Below are 16,882 nucleotides of genomic sequence, written 5' to 3' on the forward strand. Positions count from 1 at the left end.
TGGATTGAAATATTGCCAGAGCATCAAATTTCAGGAGCTCATTGGTCGCATCCCTCGCGGATGCGTGGATTGAAATTATCCCTGATGTAGCAGGCTTCGCACTTACCTCGTCGCATCCCTCGCGGATGCGTGGATTGAAATCACCATCCATAAGTAGCCGGATTCAGCGTTTGAGTCGCATCCCTCGCGGATGCGTGGATTGAAATTTCGCTGGATACAGGAAATTCAACAGAAAAACTTGGTCGCATCCCTCGCGGATGCGTGGATTGAAATCATGGACGTAAATTCATCAAGCTCCTCGTACCAAAGTCGCATCCCTCGCGGATGCGTGGATTGAAATTGTTACCTCTTTACTTCGCATTATGCGGTCTACGTCGCATCCCTCGCGGATGCGTGGATTGAAATCTGTATCGGGCAGAGAAGTGTCGGGATTAATAAGTCGCATCCCTCGCGGATGCGTGGATTGAAATCAAACGTTCCTATGACGCTGTATCCGGCTCTAGGTCGCATCCCTCGCGGATGCGTGGATTGAAATGGCTGCTTGCCCCCTATGCTCAGCAAGTCGAGGAGTCGCATCCCTCGCGGATGCGTGGATTGAAATCGAAAACGAACAGCACCGGCAGCTTGTCATCCGGTCGCATCCCTCGCGGATGCGTGGATTGAAATCTCGACGGACATCGCGTCATCTTCTCCACGGCCGTCGCATCCCTCGCGGATGCGTGGATTGAAATGCAAATCCACAAACGGTTGAAAGTATGGATGAGGTCGCATCCCTCGTGGATACGTGGGTTGAAATTTATCCCAAGTGTCAACATTAGCTAGCATGTTGGTTGCATCATACACAGAAACGTAGATATTAACCAGTTTATTTTTGCACTACTGACATACATCTCGAATAACTTCAAGAAAAAGTAAGAACCCACCCCAAGGTTAGCGCCAAAGGTGGGTTCTTATTCCTATAAAAACTTGAAGGGATATACCATCCAAGCCTTTTGTCTAGCTGAGTGTTACTAGCACTCGGCTCTTTTTAAAATATGATAACACATTTAGAAAAAGAAGTGAACTTTAAAAGCTGTTGTTCCAGTGTAGCTATCACCGAGATCATAGAAGATTCGGTATGGCTTTTTTTGCTGAACAAATCCCCGACGGGAGAAATGGGAGGGATAGAAAATATTTCATAAGTATAAAGGATACTGGAAACGGATGTCGAAATGTAGGTATTAGGAACCATATTCAAGGTGTGCATTCGATTAGTACGGATGGAGGCTGGGAACTGTGGACTATATCGCTCATATAAGAGAGTCGGATAAGGAAATCCAAACCGTTGAGCAGCATTTGACAAGTGTTCGTGAACTGGCAGAGAAGAATGGGGAGAAGTTGGGAATTCCGCATGTCGCTGGACTTGCCGGACTGCTGCACGATATGGGTAAGTTTACAGAGGCTTTCCGGGAATATATATGGAATGCTGTCTTTCATCCCGAGAAGCCCGTGAAGCGGGGTAGCGTCGATCATTCAACTGCTGGAGGCAAGCTACTGTACGAGCGTTATCATACGGGAGCTCCCAAGGCGTCACGTTGGCTGGTAGCGGAAATTGTAGGAAATGCGATTATTTCGCATCATGCCTATTTGCAGGATATGCTTGCTCCTGATATGGAATCCGGTTATTTGCGCCGGGTCCATGCGGATAATGCCGTGAAGCTGGATTATGATAAGGCTTGCGCGAATTTTTTCGAACATGTCATGAGTGAAAAGAAACTCGATGCTTATGTCGATCTAGCTGCGACGGAGCTGGAAGCGTTTCTGGCTCAGAAATCGGACGAAGCGACTGAGGGCCGGCTTTCTTTGTTGACGAAGTTTGTGTTTAGCATCCTTATTGATGCCGACCGAACCGATAGCAGAGAATTTGAAGAAAATTGTGAGATCCAACCATACAAAGAAGCGGAGCAGGTAAACGAGGCTCACGCAAATGTGAATTTGTGGGAGGATTACGATGCGAAGCTTATGGCTCATCTGCATCGATTGCGGCAACGGCCAGGGGCCGACAGCACAATAAACCGTCTCAGAAGAGAGATGTCCGAGCGATGTGAATCGCAGGCGGATAGGGAGAGAGGGATTTACACACTCTCTATTCCCACTGGCGGGGGCAAGACGCTTGCCAGCTTCCGATTTGCGCTCAAGCATGCCAGGAAGCATAATCTGAAGCGAATAATTTACGTTATACCATTCACAACAATTATTGAACAAAACGCTCAGGAGCTTCGCGACATTATTCATGATGATACAAATTTGTTAGAGCATCACTCTACGGTAGTGAATGATATCGAAGATGACGCTACGGATACGGACGAACCTATGACGACCGCCCAAAAGCTGAAGCTGGCTCGCGATAATTGGGATTCTCCAATTGTGATGACGACCATGGTGCAGTTTCTGAATGCGTGGTATGCCAAAGGCAGCCGATATATTCGCAGATTGCATAATCTGAGCGAAGCGGTAATTATTTTCGACGAGGTGCAGAAGGTACCGGTTCATTGCGTATCTTTGTTCAACAGCGCGCTGAATTTTCTTGTTCAGTCTGCGGGCTCTAGTGTGGTGCTCTGTACTGCAACGCAGCCTGCGCTGGATTCGGTTCGTCAACGGCTTACGCTTGCTGATAATCCTGAAATAATAGAACACCCCCTCGAGGTTGCGAAAGCTTTCGAGCGAGTAGAGATGTGCGATAAGACGCAAGATGGGCCGATGGATCCCGAACAAGTGGCTATGTTCGTTCATCAGCGTCTAGATAAAGTTGGCAGCGTGCTGGTTATTTTGAACACAAAATCGGTTGTGAGGCGAACGTTTGAAGCGTTGATTGAGCAAAGAACGGATGACAAAGAATATTATCTGTTTCACCTTAGTACGGGTATGTGCGCAGCGCATCGAAAAGAAAAGCTGAAGGAAATTCGAGAGTTGCTCAAGCGCAAGGAGAGAGTCGTATGCGTCAGCACGCAGTTGATCGAGGCGGGTGTGGACATCAGCTTTCAGTGTGTGATTCGTTCCTTATCCGGCATCGATTCTATTGCGCAGGCGGCGGGGCGTTGCAATCGTCATGGAGAATTTGGCATGAGTACGGCTTATCTGATTGAGGTCGAAGGTGAAAATACGAGCGGATTAAAAGAAATTCATAAGGGAAAGGAACTAACGCTGGATGTGCTAATTAATCTGCGACAGGATGCTCTTATGCATGACGGTCATCTGTTATCGCTGGATGCAATCAGATGGTACTATGAACGGTTTTATCATGAGTTCAAAGAGGAGTTGGATTATCCTGTGCTGCAGTCGAATCGCGATATGATGACTTTGCTCATGTTAAATGCACACCAAGAGAAGAAATCTTGCCGCTACGAGTATAAGCAATCGAACCGCCCTAAGCTCGACTTGTATATGACAAGCAGTTTCTTGACGGCAGCCGAGCATTTCGAGGTTATTCGTGATCAGACGACCTCTGTTATTGCCCCTTATGGCGAGGAAGGACGTGACTTGATTGCGCGTCTGAATGGAGGAGGCAGTATTGCGGAGCTGTCGCAGGCTCTGCGCGAGGCACAGAGTTACACGGTGAATGTGTTTCAGCCTGAGCTTAAGGCGCTTGATCGGAATGGCGGAATTTATCCTTTATTGGATGGAAAGATGCTTGCTTTGCGCGAAAATGCTTATGACGATCAGTATGGGCTGAATATTAATAGTGATGGGGCTTTGGGTCTGGCGATGTTTTGAGAGTAACGTACATTTCATGCACGAAAGGAGGTGAATCGATTGCCAAGAAACGCGATAGAGTTTAAGGTCTACGGCCCATACGCCTTGTTCACCGATCCGCTGACCAAGCTGGGCGGCGAGAAGCTGAGCTATCAGGTTCCAACCTATCAGGCGCTTAAAGGGATTGTTGAATCGATCTATTGGAAGCCAACCCTGCTCATGAGGGTTGATGCTGTTCGACTGATGAAGAAGATTCGCATGGAATCCAAAGGAGTCAGGCCGATTGAGTACAGTGGGGGCAATACGCTTGCGAACTATACCTATCTGCGCGATGTGGAGTATCAAGTGCGAGCGTATTTTGAATTTAACGAGCACCGTCCCGAATTGGCGCATGATCGCAATGAGCATAAGCATCACAATATTTTGAAGCGCTCACTGCAAGCTGGAGGCAGACGAGATATTTTCCTCGGAACGCGGGAATGTCAAGCCTATGTGGAGCCTTGCGAATTCGGTGAGGGCGAGAGCTATTATGACGATTATGGGCAGCTAAGTCTCGGTACAATGGTGCACGGGATTAACTATCCGGATGAAACCGGAAGGGATCAACTCGAGGTCAGATTGTGGCAGCCCAATATGAAGGATGGCGTGATTACCTTCGACAGGCCCGAGGACTGTATACGGGTTCGAACGATTGGAGATATGAAAGCAAAGGTATTCGACAGCAACAATGTTGAGGATGCAGATGCGCTGTATGCACAAGTCATGGAGGAGGGGGAGAGTCTATGAGCTGGCTGCTGCAATTGTATAAGACCTATGAAGCTAATCTGGAACAGGTGGGAGTCAGCGAGAGAAAACGAAACGGAGCTGAATTCACGCTGCTGCCGATTTGCCATACGACTCAGAACGCTCATATTGAAGTGCAGATTATGGGAAATGGACAATTCCATCGAGCGAGTGTCATTAGCGGCAAGGAAGAGATGAGTACGCTCATTCCTGCTACGGAAGAGGCGGCGAGTCGATCCGGCAGCGCGGTCTATCCGTACCCTCTGCATGACAAGCTGAGCTATGTTGCCGGAGATTATGCTCAGTTTGGGACGAATAGTAAGAAATTCGAGCATTATGCGGCCTATATTGAACAGCTTCGCGACTGGGCGGAGTCGCCGGCGGCTGTCGATTCGGTCAGGAGTATTTACCGCTATCTCAGCCAAGGGACCTTGATTACGGATCTGATAAGAGAGCGTGTGTTGTATGTAGACAGTCAAAATAAGCTGATTGCAAAATGGGACAATTCCTTTGAGCATTTGTCCAAGCAGCGGCCGGATATATTCGGAGCTGTGGCTGGCGATCAGGAGGATGCTTTTGTCCGATTTACCGTATATTCCCCGCACAAGATATTGGAGAAAACCTGGCAGGATCAAGCGATGTATCAATCCTTTATCAATTATTATAGCGAAAAGCTGGGCAGTCAGGATATTTGCTATGTGATGGGAGATCGGCTGCCAAGCACGGAACGGCATGCAAACAAGATTCGTCATGCGGCGGACAAGGCCAAGCTGATCTCCTCCAATGATTCCACCGGCTTCACCTATCGGGGGCGCTTTGAGAAGTCAGCAGATGCGGCGAGCATTGGATTCGATGTGTCGCAGAAGGCGCATAATGCGCTCAAATGGCTCATTAACCGCCAAGGTAAAACGCTGGATGGGCGCGTGTTTCTGGTATGGTCGGATGGTAATCCCGATATGATTGATCCGTTGGAGGATACGTTTGATCTGGATGCAGACCGAGCGGAGAAAGCGGCGACGCCTGCTTTCACCAATCGCGAATATGCGGAGGAAGTAAGCAAGGCGATTAATGGACTGCGTCATCGCTTGGGGCAGGAGCCGCACAAGGATGCCAAGGTGAACGTTCTGGTACTGGATTCGGCAACGACGGGGCGCATGGCGGTATTGTATTATCGGATGATGGAGCAGGACGACTATTTCGACAAGCTGAAGCAATGGCATGTCGAATGCTCTTGGTTGCATCGTTATCGGAAAAATGAGCAGAAGGATTATGTGCTGTTTCGAGGCGCTCCTTCTGTGCGAGACATAGCACTTGCCGCTTATGGACCGCGTGCGGACGATAAGCTGGTTAAAGGGCTAATGGAACGAATGTTGCCTGTTATTTTGGATGGACGACCTATGCCGCATGATATTGTAGATAACGCTTTCAGGAAGGCTTCCAATCCAGTAGCGCTTGAGAAGTGGGAATGGGAGAAAACGCTCAGCATTGCCTGCGCTCTAATTAATAAGCGGCTGATTGATCAAAAACATGGGGAGGGAATGGAATTGGCGCTGGATACACAGAACACAAGCCGGGATTACTTGTTCGGCAGATTGCTCGCTATAGCGGATGTGCTGGAGAGAAGGGCGCTTGGGGATGAGCAGCGGGCTACGAATGCGGTTCGCTACATGAATGCGTTCGTCAATCATCCGGCGAGAACATGGAATACGCTTCAGCAATGCTTGCAGCCTTATCAGGCGAAGCTTGGAGCGAAGGCGGCCTATTTGTCCGGCAAGCTGGACGAGGTCGGGGCGCTTATGAAGGTTGAGGATTATAATGATGAGCCGCTGAAAGGTCCTTATTTGTTAGGCTATTATAGCCAACGTCATGAGCTGTATCAGAAGAAGTCAAAGGACGGGAACGCAGAGTTGGATGTAGACGACAGTGAAGAGGCAATGGATTAACCCTAATAAGGAATGGGAGAGATGAGCATGGGTATTTTGAGTAATAAAATTGACTTTGCTGTTGTGTTGTCGGTGAAAAAGGCCAATCCGAACGGCGATCCTCTAAATGGCAACCGCCCGCGGCAAAACTATGATGGTCATGGAGAAATTTCGGATGTGGCGATCAAACGCAAAATTCGCAATCGGCTGCAGGATCTGGGCGAGAGCATCTTCGTGCAATCAAATGATAGGAAGGATGACAGCTTCGGCAGCTTGCGGGAGCGGGCGGCGGGGAATGAGGACTTAGCCAAAATACTGTCATCAAAAAATGCATCTAATGATGAATTCGCTCGCATTGCATGCTTGAATTGGATTGATGTGCGAGGCTTCGGACAGGTGTTTGCGTTCAAAGGCGACAAGAATGGATCGGGTGTGTCTGTTGGCGTCAGAGGACCTGTCTCGCTCCATCCGGCAATCAGCCTGGAGCCGATCGACATCGCCAGCAATCAGATCACGAAGAGCGTGAACTCCGAGCCGGGCACCTCCAGAGGCTCCGATACAATGGGAATGAAGCATCGCGTGGAGTCTGGCGTGTATGTATTCTACGGCAGCATTAATACCCAGCTTGCGGAGAAGACGGGATTTACGGAAGAGGACGCGGAGCAAATCAAGCTGGCGCTGCAAACCTTGTTCGCGAACGATGTATCCTCGGCGCGGCCGGAAGGAAGCATGGAGGTGAACAAGGTATATTGGTGGAAGCACAGCTCCAAGCTGGGGCAGTATTCCTCGGCCAAGGTGCATCGTTCGCTTCTTGTTGAGCGACTTAAGCATGAGCCGAAGAGCTACGAGGATTACTCCTTTGGCGTGCTGCCGTTGGAGGGGCTCGCTGTCGAAGAATTGGACGGTCAATAAAATGAAGCTGTTCGAGAATGAGGACGACTATTTAATGTTGTCGGGCATTCAGCATTTCAAGTTTTGCAAGCGGCAGTGGGCGCTCATCCATATCGAACAACAATGGAAGGAAAATGTGCTCACAGTTGAAGGTCAGCATCTTCACGAGAAAGCAGACCAGCCTTCCATTCGGGAAAAACGGGGGGACAAGCTGATTGTCAGAGCCATGTCGATCAAGTCTCCCCGTCTTGGTCTTTCCGGTCGCTGCGATGTGGTCGAGTTTGTCCACGATCAAGACGGCGTTCCTATAAGCGGCGAGGAAGGGAACTATCGCGCTGTGCCAGTCGAATATAAACGCGGCAAGCCGAAGCGCGGCGAGGAGGATGTGCTTCAGCTTGCCGCACAGGCCGTTTGCCTGGAGGATATGCTGCTATGCGAGGTGCGTACTGGCTATATCTTTTATCATGAAATCAAGCGCAGGGTTGAGGTGGACATCTCTAAATCGTTAAAGTCGGAGGTCGTTGACATTGCTTGTGAAATGCAGGAGTATTATCGCCGCAGGCATACGCCAAAAGTGAAAACGGGGGCATTCTGCCGGAGCTGCTCGCTGGAAGATCTGTGTATGCCGGAGCTTATGAGCAAGCGTTCGGTCAAAGGCTATCTCGAAGGGAAAATCGCTGAATGAAGAAGCTGTTGAATACGCTGTATGTCACCCAGCCGGATATGTATATGTCGCTTGAGGGAGACAACATTGTGCTTCAGAAGAGCAAGGAGAAGCTGGGGCAAGTACCGCTCCATAATCTGGAGTCGATCGTGGCTTTCGGTTATACGGGAGCGAGCCCCGGGCTAATGGGTTATTGCGCGGAACGTAATATTTCGATGGTGTTTCTGACGATGAACGGCAGGTTCCTTGCAAGAGTTATTGGAGAGAGCAATGGCAATGTGACTCTGCGCAAACGGCAGTATGCTCTGTCAGAAGATGAGACGGAATCGGCCCGAATCGCGCGTAATTTCATTACAGGCAAGGTGTATAATCAGAAGTGGATGCTGGAGAGGATGACCCGGGATTATCCGCTTCGAATTGAGGTTGACCGCTTCAAGGAAACCTCCCGCCAGTTGTCGGAGTTGATGCAGGAAATTCGAGTTTGTGAGGATCTGGAGAGGCTGCGCGGTCTCGAAGGACAGGCGGCGATTAGCTACAATCGATTGTTGGACCCTATGATATTACAGCAAAAGGAACATTTTTATTTCCGCACCCGATCTCGCAGACCGCCGCTCGATAATATGAATGCGATGCTGTCATTCGCTTATACGCTTCTTGCTAATGATATGAGGTCTGCGCTTGAAGGCGTGGGGCTAGATGCTTATGTAGGCTATCTGCATCGGGATCGTCCGGGACGCGCATCATTGGCTCTCGATGTGATGGAAGAGCTGCGCGGGGTGTATGCTGACAGGTTTGTCCTGACAATGGTAAATAAGAAGCTGGTGGATCAGAAGGATTTCGAGCAGAAGGAGAATGGAGCCGTCCTGATGAGCGACGAGGCCAGGAAGAAATTCCTTGCAGCTTGGCAGGAGAAGAAGCAAGAGAAAATTACGCATCCCTTTCTAAGCGAGAAGATTAGTTGGGGGCTTGTGCCACATGTTCAAGCGATGCTGCTTGCAAGGTATCTCAGAGGAGATCTGGATGAGTATCCGCCATTTCTGTGGAAGTAGGTGAAGCGTTTGTTGGTGTTGATTACATATGATGTGAGTACGACAAGCAGCGCCGGACAGCGCCGCTTGCGCCAAGTGGCGAAAACCTGTCTCGCTTATGGTCAGCGCGTGCAAAATTCTGTATTCGAATGTATTGTGGACAACACACAGTTTGCCCAGTTGAAATTGAGGCTGAAGGATATTATTGAGGAAGAGCAAGACAGCCTACGATTCTATCAATTGGGCAATAACTATCAGAGCAAGGTGGAGCATATTGGCGCGAAGGCTTCGCTTGATTTGGAAGGGCCTTTGATTTTTTGAGTAGGTGGGAGCGCTCATGAATATGTGGTCATCTGAGTGTTCAAGGTGGTGCGAATCTCGGGTGCGAATGTGAAGCGAACATGAAATTCCTGGGGGATTCGTACCGGATTTTATTTTTGATATTGTTTGGTTTTTGGCAAAACAAAAGAAAACAAAGACAATTGCACTTGTTTTAAGTCAGTTTGTATGGAGCAAGAAGCGAAAAGCAGGGTTTTTAGGCTGAATTCGCTGTCGCATCCCTCGCGGATGCGTGGATTGAAATTCCACAAACTAGCTGGGGAAGCTTTTTCATTTGCGTCGCATCCCTCGCGGATGCGTGGATTGAAATCACTTTCGGACGAAAAACAATATGCCGATCCCGGTCGCATCCCTCGCGGATGCGTGGATTGAAATCACGTGAAACAATTGACGGTGATGAATATCGAATGTCGCATCCCTCGCGGATGCGTGGATTGAAATATCGGGGGATGGAGCAAAGTCGTCTTCCTCGGAGTCGCATCCCTCGCGGATGCGTGGATTGAAATGCGGCTTGGTCATGGACTATATGACCAATGTCAGTCGCATCCCTCGCGGATGCGTGGATTGAAATTTGTAAACTTCTATGGATAAATTTTCAAAGGAGGGTCGCATCCCTCGCGGATGCGTGGATTGAAATCCTCGACATAACCCCGTACGATCTGTGCAACATAGCGTCGCATCCCTCGCGGATGCGTGGATTGAAATCGATGCGAGCGCGAATGCCATACGCGCAGCCGCGTCGCATCCCTCGCGGATGCGTGGATTGAAATCAGTCGATACCGTATTGACGATTTTAATCATCTAGTCGCATCCCTCGCGGATGCGTGGATTGAAATAGTCCGATGCGCAGCTTTTACTAGCGTTCGGCACGTCGCATCCTATATGGATGTCAAGGTAGGGGAAATAAACGAAATTCGTATAGATACCAAAAACAATTAAAAACAAGAATATGTGTTCTGTATTATCTTAATTCATAATGGTACAATATGGTTATGACAATCGAATCTTGGGTGGGCATGGTATCCCTTCGAGAATATGCTTACGAAGTACGTTTACTTCGTAAACGTTGGGGAGGTGATGCCATGAAGGTAGAAGCAGCAATAACGATCATGTTATTATTCGGATCATTTATTCTTGCACTACTGACATACATCTCGAATAACTTCAAGAAAAAGTAAGAACCCACCCCAAGGTTGTCCGCCGAAGGTGGGTTCTTTTCCCGATTTAGACTAGAAGGGATTACCCCCATCCAAGCCTTTTGTCTAGCCGAGTGTTACTAGCACTCGGCTCTTTTTAAGATATGATAACACATTTAGAAAAAGAAGTGAACTTATGGGAAAACCTTGCGCTGACTGAGCGCAGAATTGGCCCAACCTTCCATTTGTTTCAGATACTCGCCAAAGTTTGGATTACGCATGTCGTTGGCGCCAATCGTTACATCATCTCCCGCAACATATTTATTGATAAACAGACCGCCATCTCGTCACGAACCACGCCCCGCATGCCCTCCCCACCTACACTATGCCATATGCAGCAAGCGACTACTTATTTGGTCATCTGATGCTTATTGCTTATCACATGCAGGGTCCCTATAATGAGACTACTACATTTGCATAGGGAGAATGCTTTGCATGATGAAGTACAGCTACCTGAAAAAACTATTTGTATACAGCTTGATTTTGGGAGCGCTTCCCGTTATCGCAATGGGTGTGTTCTCGTATCAACGCGCCTCGACGGTCGTTCAGCACAAGGTGGAAGAGGCCAATCGGCAAATCTTGAGCCGGGCCGAGAACAGCGTCGAGCATAAGCTGGAAACCGCGCATATTATGGCTACCCAATTTGCCAATTCAACGCTGGCCGTCTCCGCCTTGGGGCTGGATCTGGATCGGCATCAATTCGAGGTGGTCAATGAACTGAATAAGACCATTCGGGGATTCCAGGTCTTTGATTTTGTGGAAAGCGTCTCTTTCGTCAATCTGGATAAAAAGTGGCTCATCAGCTATACGGGACTAGAACGGCTGGACGATGCAGACAAGCTTTCGGAGTGGTCCGACTTTCTGTCCAATCATACGCAGTGGGACACGGAATCGGAGGGAGGGGCGGTCCAGTTAATTAAGACATTGCCTTTCCTGTCAGGCCAATCTCCGCCCAGGGCGGCGTTTGTCCTGAAGTTCTCCTCTCGATTGTTTAACTCGCTGGTTCTAAGCGAAAGCTTCGGAGACACTGTCATTTACAATGAAAATCTGGAAATGATTTTTCGGAATTCGGAAACTTTGAGCTCGGAGGTGCAGCAAGACAAGCTTGAGAAGGCATTGCGGCTCCAGTCGAGTGGGCAGGATATCGACATCGCGTTGAACGGCGATCCAATGTTGATTACGGTTCAGAATTCGGCTTATAACGGTTGGAAATATGTTTCTCTGGTTCATCTGTCCGACATTACGAAGGAGTCGAAAGCGATCGGCTGGGTTACGCTGTTTGTCTGTTTAGCGATCTTGTTGATTACACTCGGTCTTGCTTGGCAAGGCTCGAAAATGTTCTATTCTCCGATCCGATTATTGCGAGATATGGTCGCAGGCTCCAATCACGATCTGATCTCGTCGGACGCCAGAGACGAGATTCAGTATATCCGCACAGGTATTCAAGGGCTGCTTGGCAATAAATTGGAGCTTCAGAAGCAGCTGCAGACACAATATCCCTATTTGCATGAGCTGTTCGTCATCAAGCTCCTTCTCGGTCAACTAAGCGGCAAAGAAATCAATGGGCATCTCGAGATGTTCGATATTACTGGCGACTGGAGACGATTCAGTGTTCTGACGCTTAGAGTGTATTCCCTCGATAGATCCCGGTTTGAGGAGGGAGACCTGGGACTGATTCTGTATGCCGTGAAAAACATGATGGAAGAGATTTTGACAGCGGCGCAGCCGTTTCATCCGGTCATTATGAATGAGAGCTGCGTGGCGATCGTTGTGGATTCTTCCCAGGGGAAAGCGCAGGCGGATGATCGATTCATGCGCATCTGTGAGGAAATCAAAGAAAAGATTTATACGTTTCTTGGTCTGGAGATTCAAATGGGCGTCAGTCGATTTCATGAGGAGCTGGAGCAAGCGTCCGTCGCGTTCGCCGATTCGACTGCCGCTCTGCGCTTCTGCCAGCGAACCGGTTATCGCGGAATCATGCGGTCGGAGGAAGCGGATCCGGGCAGATTGCTGGAGATCACGTACCCTGCGCGTCAAGAGCAGGAATTGTTGGAGGCGGTTCAAAGCGGAGATCGGGAAGCGGCGAATGAGATCGCAGCCCGCATCCTGGAGGAAGTTGAGAAACGGCGGTTTACTCAGATCGAAGCGCAGGCGTTATTTTATCAGTTGTTCGTCAAGTTAATCGGCTTGCTTCAAAGAGACGAGCAAACCTTGAAGAAAATGCTGCTGGATGTGGAGCATGTCCAATCCTTGTTCCGAACCGCAAGCTTCGAGGAACTGGGGCAATGGTTTACGAATATGGGATTGGAACCGTTGTTTGATCTAATGCTTGCCCGCGAACAGTCGCATCAAAGTCAAATGGCTCAAAAAATCAAAGAGGCGGTTCATACCCGGTTCGAGGAAAATCTTACGCTTGAGGCGATTGCGGATTTCATGAATTTCAATGCCAATTACTTAAGCAGAGTGTTCAAGAAGGAAATGGGCATGAGCTTCAGCGATTATATGGCGAACACGAAACTGGAGATGGCCAAGCAATTGCTGATCGAGAGCGATATGAAGGTTCAACAGGTCGCGGAAAAGCTGCATTATCAGAGCACGGCGGCCTTTATTCGGTACTTTCGAAAGATGGAGGGCATGACCCCTGCGATCTACCGGGAGAGGAAGCGGTAGCGGTAGCTTCGTCTCCACCGGGCTAAGAAGCGATTGCTGTGCCTGGGCGATGTCAGGACTATTCTGGAATTCATCTCGCGATGATTTTCAGGATAGTCCTTTTCTCATCGTGCTGCTTCGTCAAAAGGGGAAGGCTCCATATGCAGCAAATGACCTGAAGCTGGGGCAACATGGCGCACAATGCTGCGGCAATGGGCGTGCGCAGACCATCGACCTATGCAAGAAGCGACGCCTCATATGAGAGCGATGTGCATATAGACGCCCGGCGCGAAACTGGCTTAAGGTGAGAATACAAACGGGAAGGAGGAAACCTCATGCAGCACGTGTCAACGGCTCGTCGATGGAAACGGCAATTGCTTCGAGATCGTTGGTTGTATTTGATGTTATTGCCGGGCATTATTTTTTTTCTGGTATACAAGTATCTACCAATGTGGGGTGTCGTGATTGCGTTCCAAAATTATTCCCCCGGGCTGGGCTTGTTCCAGAGCGAGTGGGTAGGGCTCAAGCATTTTGATCGCTTGTTCTCAGAACCGACCTTCTGGATGCTGTTCCGCAATACGATTCTGTTGTCCGCTTATCAGCTCATTTTCTTTTTTCCGATTCCAATTGTGCTCGCCATCATGTTGAACGAGCTGAGACATCAGGTATTCAAGAGATTCATTCAGACGGTGGTCTACATTCCGCATTTCGTCTCATGGGTCGTCATCGCAGGCATCAGTTATTTGTTCCTGACGCCGGAAGGCGGGTTTATGAATGAATTTCTTGAAGTGCTCGGTCTGGAGAAAGTCAACTTTTTGATGAGCACGGACTGGTTTAGACCGCTGCAAGTGACGCAAGTTATTTGGAAGGATGCGGGCTGGGGAACGATTATCTTCCTTGCCGCGCTTGCCGGAGTCGATCCACAGCTCTATGAAGCAGCCAGAATTGACGGGGCGAATCGCTGGCGGCAGCTATGGCATATTACGTTGCCCGCGCTGCGCAGTACGATTGTGATTTTGTTTATTCTGAGACTGGGAGACATATTGGAGCAAGGGGTCGAACACATCCTGCTGCTGCTCAATGCGGTGAATCGCGAGGTTGGCGAGGTATTCGATACGTATGTCTACACGGTAGGATTGCTGCAAGGGAATTTCAGCTACAGCGCCGCGGTAGGGATGTTCAAGTCGCTGGTAGGCTTGATTCTTGTGGTGGTTGCGAATTATTTGGCCAAGAAATCCGGCGAAGAGGGGGTGTTCTAATATGGAGAAGCGCTCCTTCGGCTTAAAGGGATTTGATGTCATCAATGCCGCGGTGTTAGCATTAATCGCCATCCTTATGGTATTTCCGTTTATTTATATCATCGCGCTGTCCTTCTCGGATGAGAAGACGATCGCCGAAGGCGGGTTGATTCTTTTCCCGAAGGGCTGGTCACTCGAGGCATACCGCTATATCTTCTCCACGGATACCTTGATGAGAAGTCTGTACAATTCGATTCTGATTACGATTTGCGGTACAATTGTCAATCTGGTCATGACCAGTTTAATGGCTTATCCCTTGGCGAAGACTCACCTGTTAGGAAGAAGAGGTCTTCTTATGTTTGTAATTTTCACCATTTTGTTTAGCGGCGGGATCATTCCAACCTTTCTCGTCGTGAAGTGGACGGGATTGCTTGACAGTATGTGGTCGGTCATCATCCCAACCTCGATCAGCGCGTTTTATTTGATCATTCTCAAAAACTTCTTTCAGCAAATTCCGGAGGGGTTGGAGGAGTCCGCCAAGATCGATGGCGCTAATGACATGGTCATTCTGCTTCGCATCGTATTGCCGTTATCCTTGCCGGCTATGGCGACGTTTGCTTTGTTTTACGCAGTCGGTCATTGGAATATGTACTTTCAAGCGATCATGTATATCAACGACAATTCGAAATGGCCGATTCAGGTGCTGCTGCGGCAGATCGTCATCCTGTCCCAGAGCACTGTCGGAGACAGCTCTTCCATATCGGATGAGACGGTCCTGCCGCCGCAGTCTATCAAGATGGCCGTGATCGTGTTTGCCACCGTTCCGATCATGCTCGTCTATCCATTTCTGCAGAAGCATTTTGCCAAAGGCGTTCTTCTAGGCTCCGTGAAAGGTTAAATGAAAAGGGGAGGTTATGTATATGAGAATAAGAAATTGGTTCATCGGCGCGATAGCAGGTCTGTCATTGCTTGGAATGGTGGGCTGCAGCAACAACGGTTCAACGCAGGACGTTAATCAGAATCAAGGGAACGAAACGGGTGGGGCAGAGAAGCCCTACAAGATCAGCCTGATGTTCAACTATGATATTGCGCCGCCGGAGAACAATTCCGAGGTCGTGAAAATCATTGAGAATTATACTAACACGAAGCTGGATCTGCAGGCGGTTCCTGACTCCACGCGTGCGGAGAAATTCAATGTTATGGTCGCTTCGGGGGATTTGCCGACCGCGATCAAATCCTTCTATTCGACAGCCGAGGTCAACGCCATCAAAGACGGGCTTTTCTGGGAAATCGGTCCTTATCTGGACGACTATCCGAATCTGTCTTCCATTAACGATCTCGTCTATGATAATCTGAAGGTCGATGGGAAGGTATACGGAATTCCGTCGGTTCGGGATCTGGCGCGGAATACATTTGTGTATCGCAAAGACTGGCTGGAGAAACTCGGACTTCCGGAGCCCAAGACCCTGGATGATTTCTATACTATGGTGCATGCCTTCGCTACCGAGGACCCTGACGGCAATGGGAAGGACGATACCTACGGGCTTATCGAGAACGATGGTTTGTTCAATATGGATATGATCACCGCCTATTTCGGAGCGCCTAATCAGTGGGGAGTGGAGGATGGCAAGCTATTCCCTTCCTTTACAACAGACGCTTATTTGGAAGCGCTGCAATTCTACCGCAAGCTGTATGACGAGAAGCTCATCAATCAAGACTTTGCGATTACTTCGCGCGATCTCTGGTTCAATATCTGGAAATCGGGGAAAGCGGGAGCCATGCGTCAAATTACTGCTAACGGCTTGGTAAGGCAGCAGGAAGCACAGAAGATAGATCCTGAAGCTGAAGTCGGGATGGTCTCCCTTCTCGAAGGACCGCGCGGCAAAATGATCTATTCCGAACGGGGAAGCAACGGCTTCTTCCTCATCTCGAAAAAAGCAGTCAAGACGGAAGAGGAGCTAAAGAGGGTGTTGACCTTCTTCAATCAATTAATGGACAAAGACATGTCCGATCTGTTCAATTGGGGCATTAAAGATAAGACGTATACCCTTGAAAATGGTAAGGCCAAATATTTAGAGGGAGATGCCTTCTCGAAGCTTATTCAGCCTTATGGTCAACTCGCTGTAGGAGATATTGTGAAAAATTCAACGCCAGGTGTTCTCGACCCGCTTCATGAACAAGCGGTGGAGATGAATGCGGAAAATGAGAAAGCGGCTGTGGCCGATCCCGCTCTGACCCTGGATTCCCCTACCAGTAACGAAAAGAAGGCGCAGCTTGACAAGATTATTGCGGATGCGCGAATCAAGTTTATTATGGGCGATATCGATGAAGCAGGTTGGGCGAAAGCGATAGAGGATTGGAAAAAGAACGGCGGGCAGGATATCATTGAGGAATTAACTGCCGCATACGAACAAAGTCAATCTTAAAGGATGATCATTCC

At 49.0% G+C, this 16,882-nt stretch carries 12 protein-coding genes and 2 CRISPR repeat arrays (1 of these 14 running past the window's edge); all 12 genes read left to right on the plus strand.

From position 1 onward, the window contains the following. Positions 1-796: a CRISPR direct-repeat array (repeat unit 32 nt; unit sequence GTCGCATCCCTCGCGGATGCGTGGATTGAAAT); it begins 4,414 nt to the left of the window's first position. A 479-nt stretch (positions 797-1,275) separates the two neighbouring features. The 12 genes from cas3 to HFP08_RS08480 all read left to right on the plus strand — a co-directional run bounded on the left by cas3 (position 1,276) and on the right by HFP08_RS08480 (position 16,868). Beyond that, a complete protein-coding gene (gene cas3 / locus HFP08_RS08430) occupies positions 1,276-3,753 on the plus strand; it encodes a CRISPR-associated helicase Cas3' (RefSeq protein WP_168120141.1) in 2,478 nt (825 codons plus the stop codon). A 39-nt stretch (positions 3,754-3,792) separates the two neighbouring features. Further along, a complete protein-coding gene (gene cas5c, locus HFP08_RS08435; protein WP_168120142.1) occupies positions 3,793-4,518 on the plus strand; it encodes a type I-C CRISPR-associated protein Cas5c in 726 nt (241 codons plus the stop codon). Next, complete coding sequence (gene cas8c, locus HFP08_RS08440) at positions 4,515-6,458, plus strand: type I-C CRISPR-associated protein Cas8c/Csd1 (RefSeq protein WP_168120143.1); 1,944 nt, start codon at positions 4,515-4,517, stop codon at positions 6,456-6,458. Before cas5c ends, cas8c begins: the two co-directional genes overlap by 4 nt. Positions 6,459-6,485: 27 nt before the next feature. Then, entirely contained in the window at positions 6,486-7,349 is an 864-nt protein-coding gene (gene cas7c / locus HFP08_RS08445; RefSeq protein WP_168120144.1) for a type I-C CRISPR-associated protein Cas7/Csd2, read from the plus strand. A gap of 1 nt (position 7,350) precedes the next feature. Continuing rightward, the gene (gene cas4 / locus HFP08_RS08450; RefSeq protein ID WP_168120145.1) at positions 7,351-8,013 is read left to right on the plus strand and encodes a CRISPR-associated protein Cas4; all 663 of its coding nucleotides are present in this window, start codon (positions 7,351-7,353) and stop codon (positions 8,011-8,013) included. Beyond that, positions 8,010-9,041 carry a type I-C CRISPR-associated endonuclease Cas1c gene (gene cas1c, locus HFP08_RS08455; protein WP_168120146.1) on the plus strand — a complete coding sequence of 344 codons (1,032 nt, stop codon included), beginning with the start codon at positions 8,010-8,012 and terminating at the stop codon, positions 9,039-9,041. Before cas4 ends, cas1c begins: the two co-directional genes overlap by 4 nt. Positions 9,042-9,050: 9 nt before the next feature. Beyond that, complete coding sequence (gene cas2, locus HFP08_RS08460) at positions 9,051-9,341, plus strand: CRISPR-associated endonuclease Cas2 (RefSeq protein WP_168120261.1); 291 nt, start codon at positions 9,051-9,053, stop codon at positions 9,339-9,341. A gap of 230 nt (positions 9,342-9,571) precedes the next feature. Then, positions 9,572-10,195: direct repeats of the CRISPR family, unit length 32 nt; unit sequence GTCGCATCCCTCGCGGATGCGTGGATTGAAAT. A gap of 273 nt (positions 10,196-10,468) precedes the next feature. Next, on the plus strand, positions 10,469-10,537 hold the full coding sequence (locus HFP08_RS29230) for a putative holin-like toxin (RefSeq protein ID WP_240941226.1): 69 nt from the start codon (positions 10,469-10,471) through the stop codon (positions 10,535-10,537). Between the two features lie 453 nt (positions 10,538-10,990). Then, on the plus strand, positions 10,991-13,225 hold the full coding sequence (locus tag HFP08_RS08465; protein ID WP_168120147.1) for an AraC family transcriptional regulator: 2,235 nt from the start codon (positions 10,991-10,993) through the stop codon (positions 13,223-13,225). A 314-nt stretch (positions 13,226-13,539) separates the two neighbouring features. After that, entirely contained in the window at positions 13,540-14,463 is a 924-nt protein-coding gene (locus HFP08_RS08470; protein ID WP_168120148.1) for an ABC transporter permease, read from the plus strand. Position 14,464: 1 nt separating this feature from the next. After that, a complete protein-coding gene (locus HFP08_RS08475) occupies positions 14,465-15,340 on the plus strand; it encodes a carbohydrate ABC transporter permease (RefSeq protein ID WP_168120149.1) in 876 nt (291 codons plus the stop codon). Positions 15,341-15,362: 22 nt separating this feature from the next. Further along, the gene (locus tag HFP08_RS08480; protein ID WP_168120150.1) at positions 15,363-16,868 is read left to right on the plus strand and encodes an extracellular solute-binding protein; all 1,506 of its coding nucleotides are present in this window, start codon (positions 15,363-15,365) and stop codon (positions 16,866-16,868) included. The last annotated feature ends 14 nt before the right edge of the window (positions 16,869-16,882 follow it).

This window comes from Paenibacillus sp. HB172176, assembly GCF_011947265.1.
Taxonomy (GTDB): Bacteria; Bacillota; Bacilli; order Paenibacillales; family Paenibacillaceae; genus Pristimantibacillus.

Coding starts and splice junctions, on each gene's coding strand:
- cas8c (WP_168120143.1), top strand. CDS start 4,515: ATGAGCTGGCTGCTGCAATTGTATAAGACCTATGAAGCTAATCTGGAA.
- cas7c (WP_168120144.1), top strand. CDS start 6,486: ATGGGTATTTTGAGTAATAAAATTGACTTTGCTGTTGTGTTGTCGGTG.
- cas4 (WP_168120145.1), top strand. CDS start 7,351: ATGAAGCTGTTCGAGAATGAGGACGACTATTTAATGTTGTCGGGCATT.
- cas1c (WP_168120146.1), top strand. CDS start 8,010: ATGAAGAAGCTGTTGAATACGCTGTATGTCACCCAGCCGGATATGTAT.
- HFP08_RS08465 (WP_168120147.1), top strand. CDS start 10,991: ATGATGAAGTACAGCTACCTGAAAAAACTATTTGTATACAGCTTGATT.
- HFP08_RS08470 (WP_168120148.1), top strand. CDS start 13,540: ATGCAGCACGTGTCAACGGCTCGTCGATGGAAACGGCAATTGCTTCGA.
- HFP08_RS08475 (WP_168120149.1), top strand. CDS start 14,465: ATGGAGAAGCGCTCCTTCGGCTTAAAGGGATTTGATGTCATCAATGCC.
- HFP08_RS08480 (WP_168120150.1), top strand. CDS start 15,363: ATGAGAATAAGAAATTGGTTCATCGGCGCGATAGCAGGTCTGTCATTG.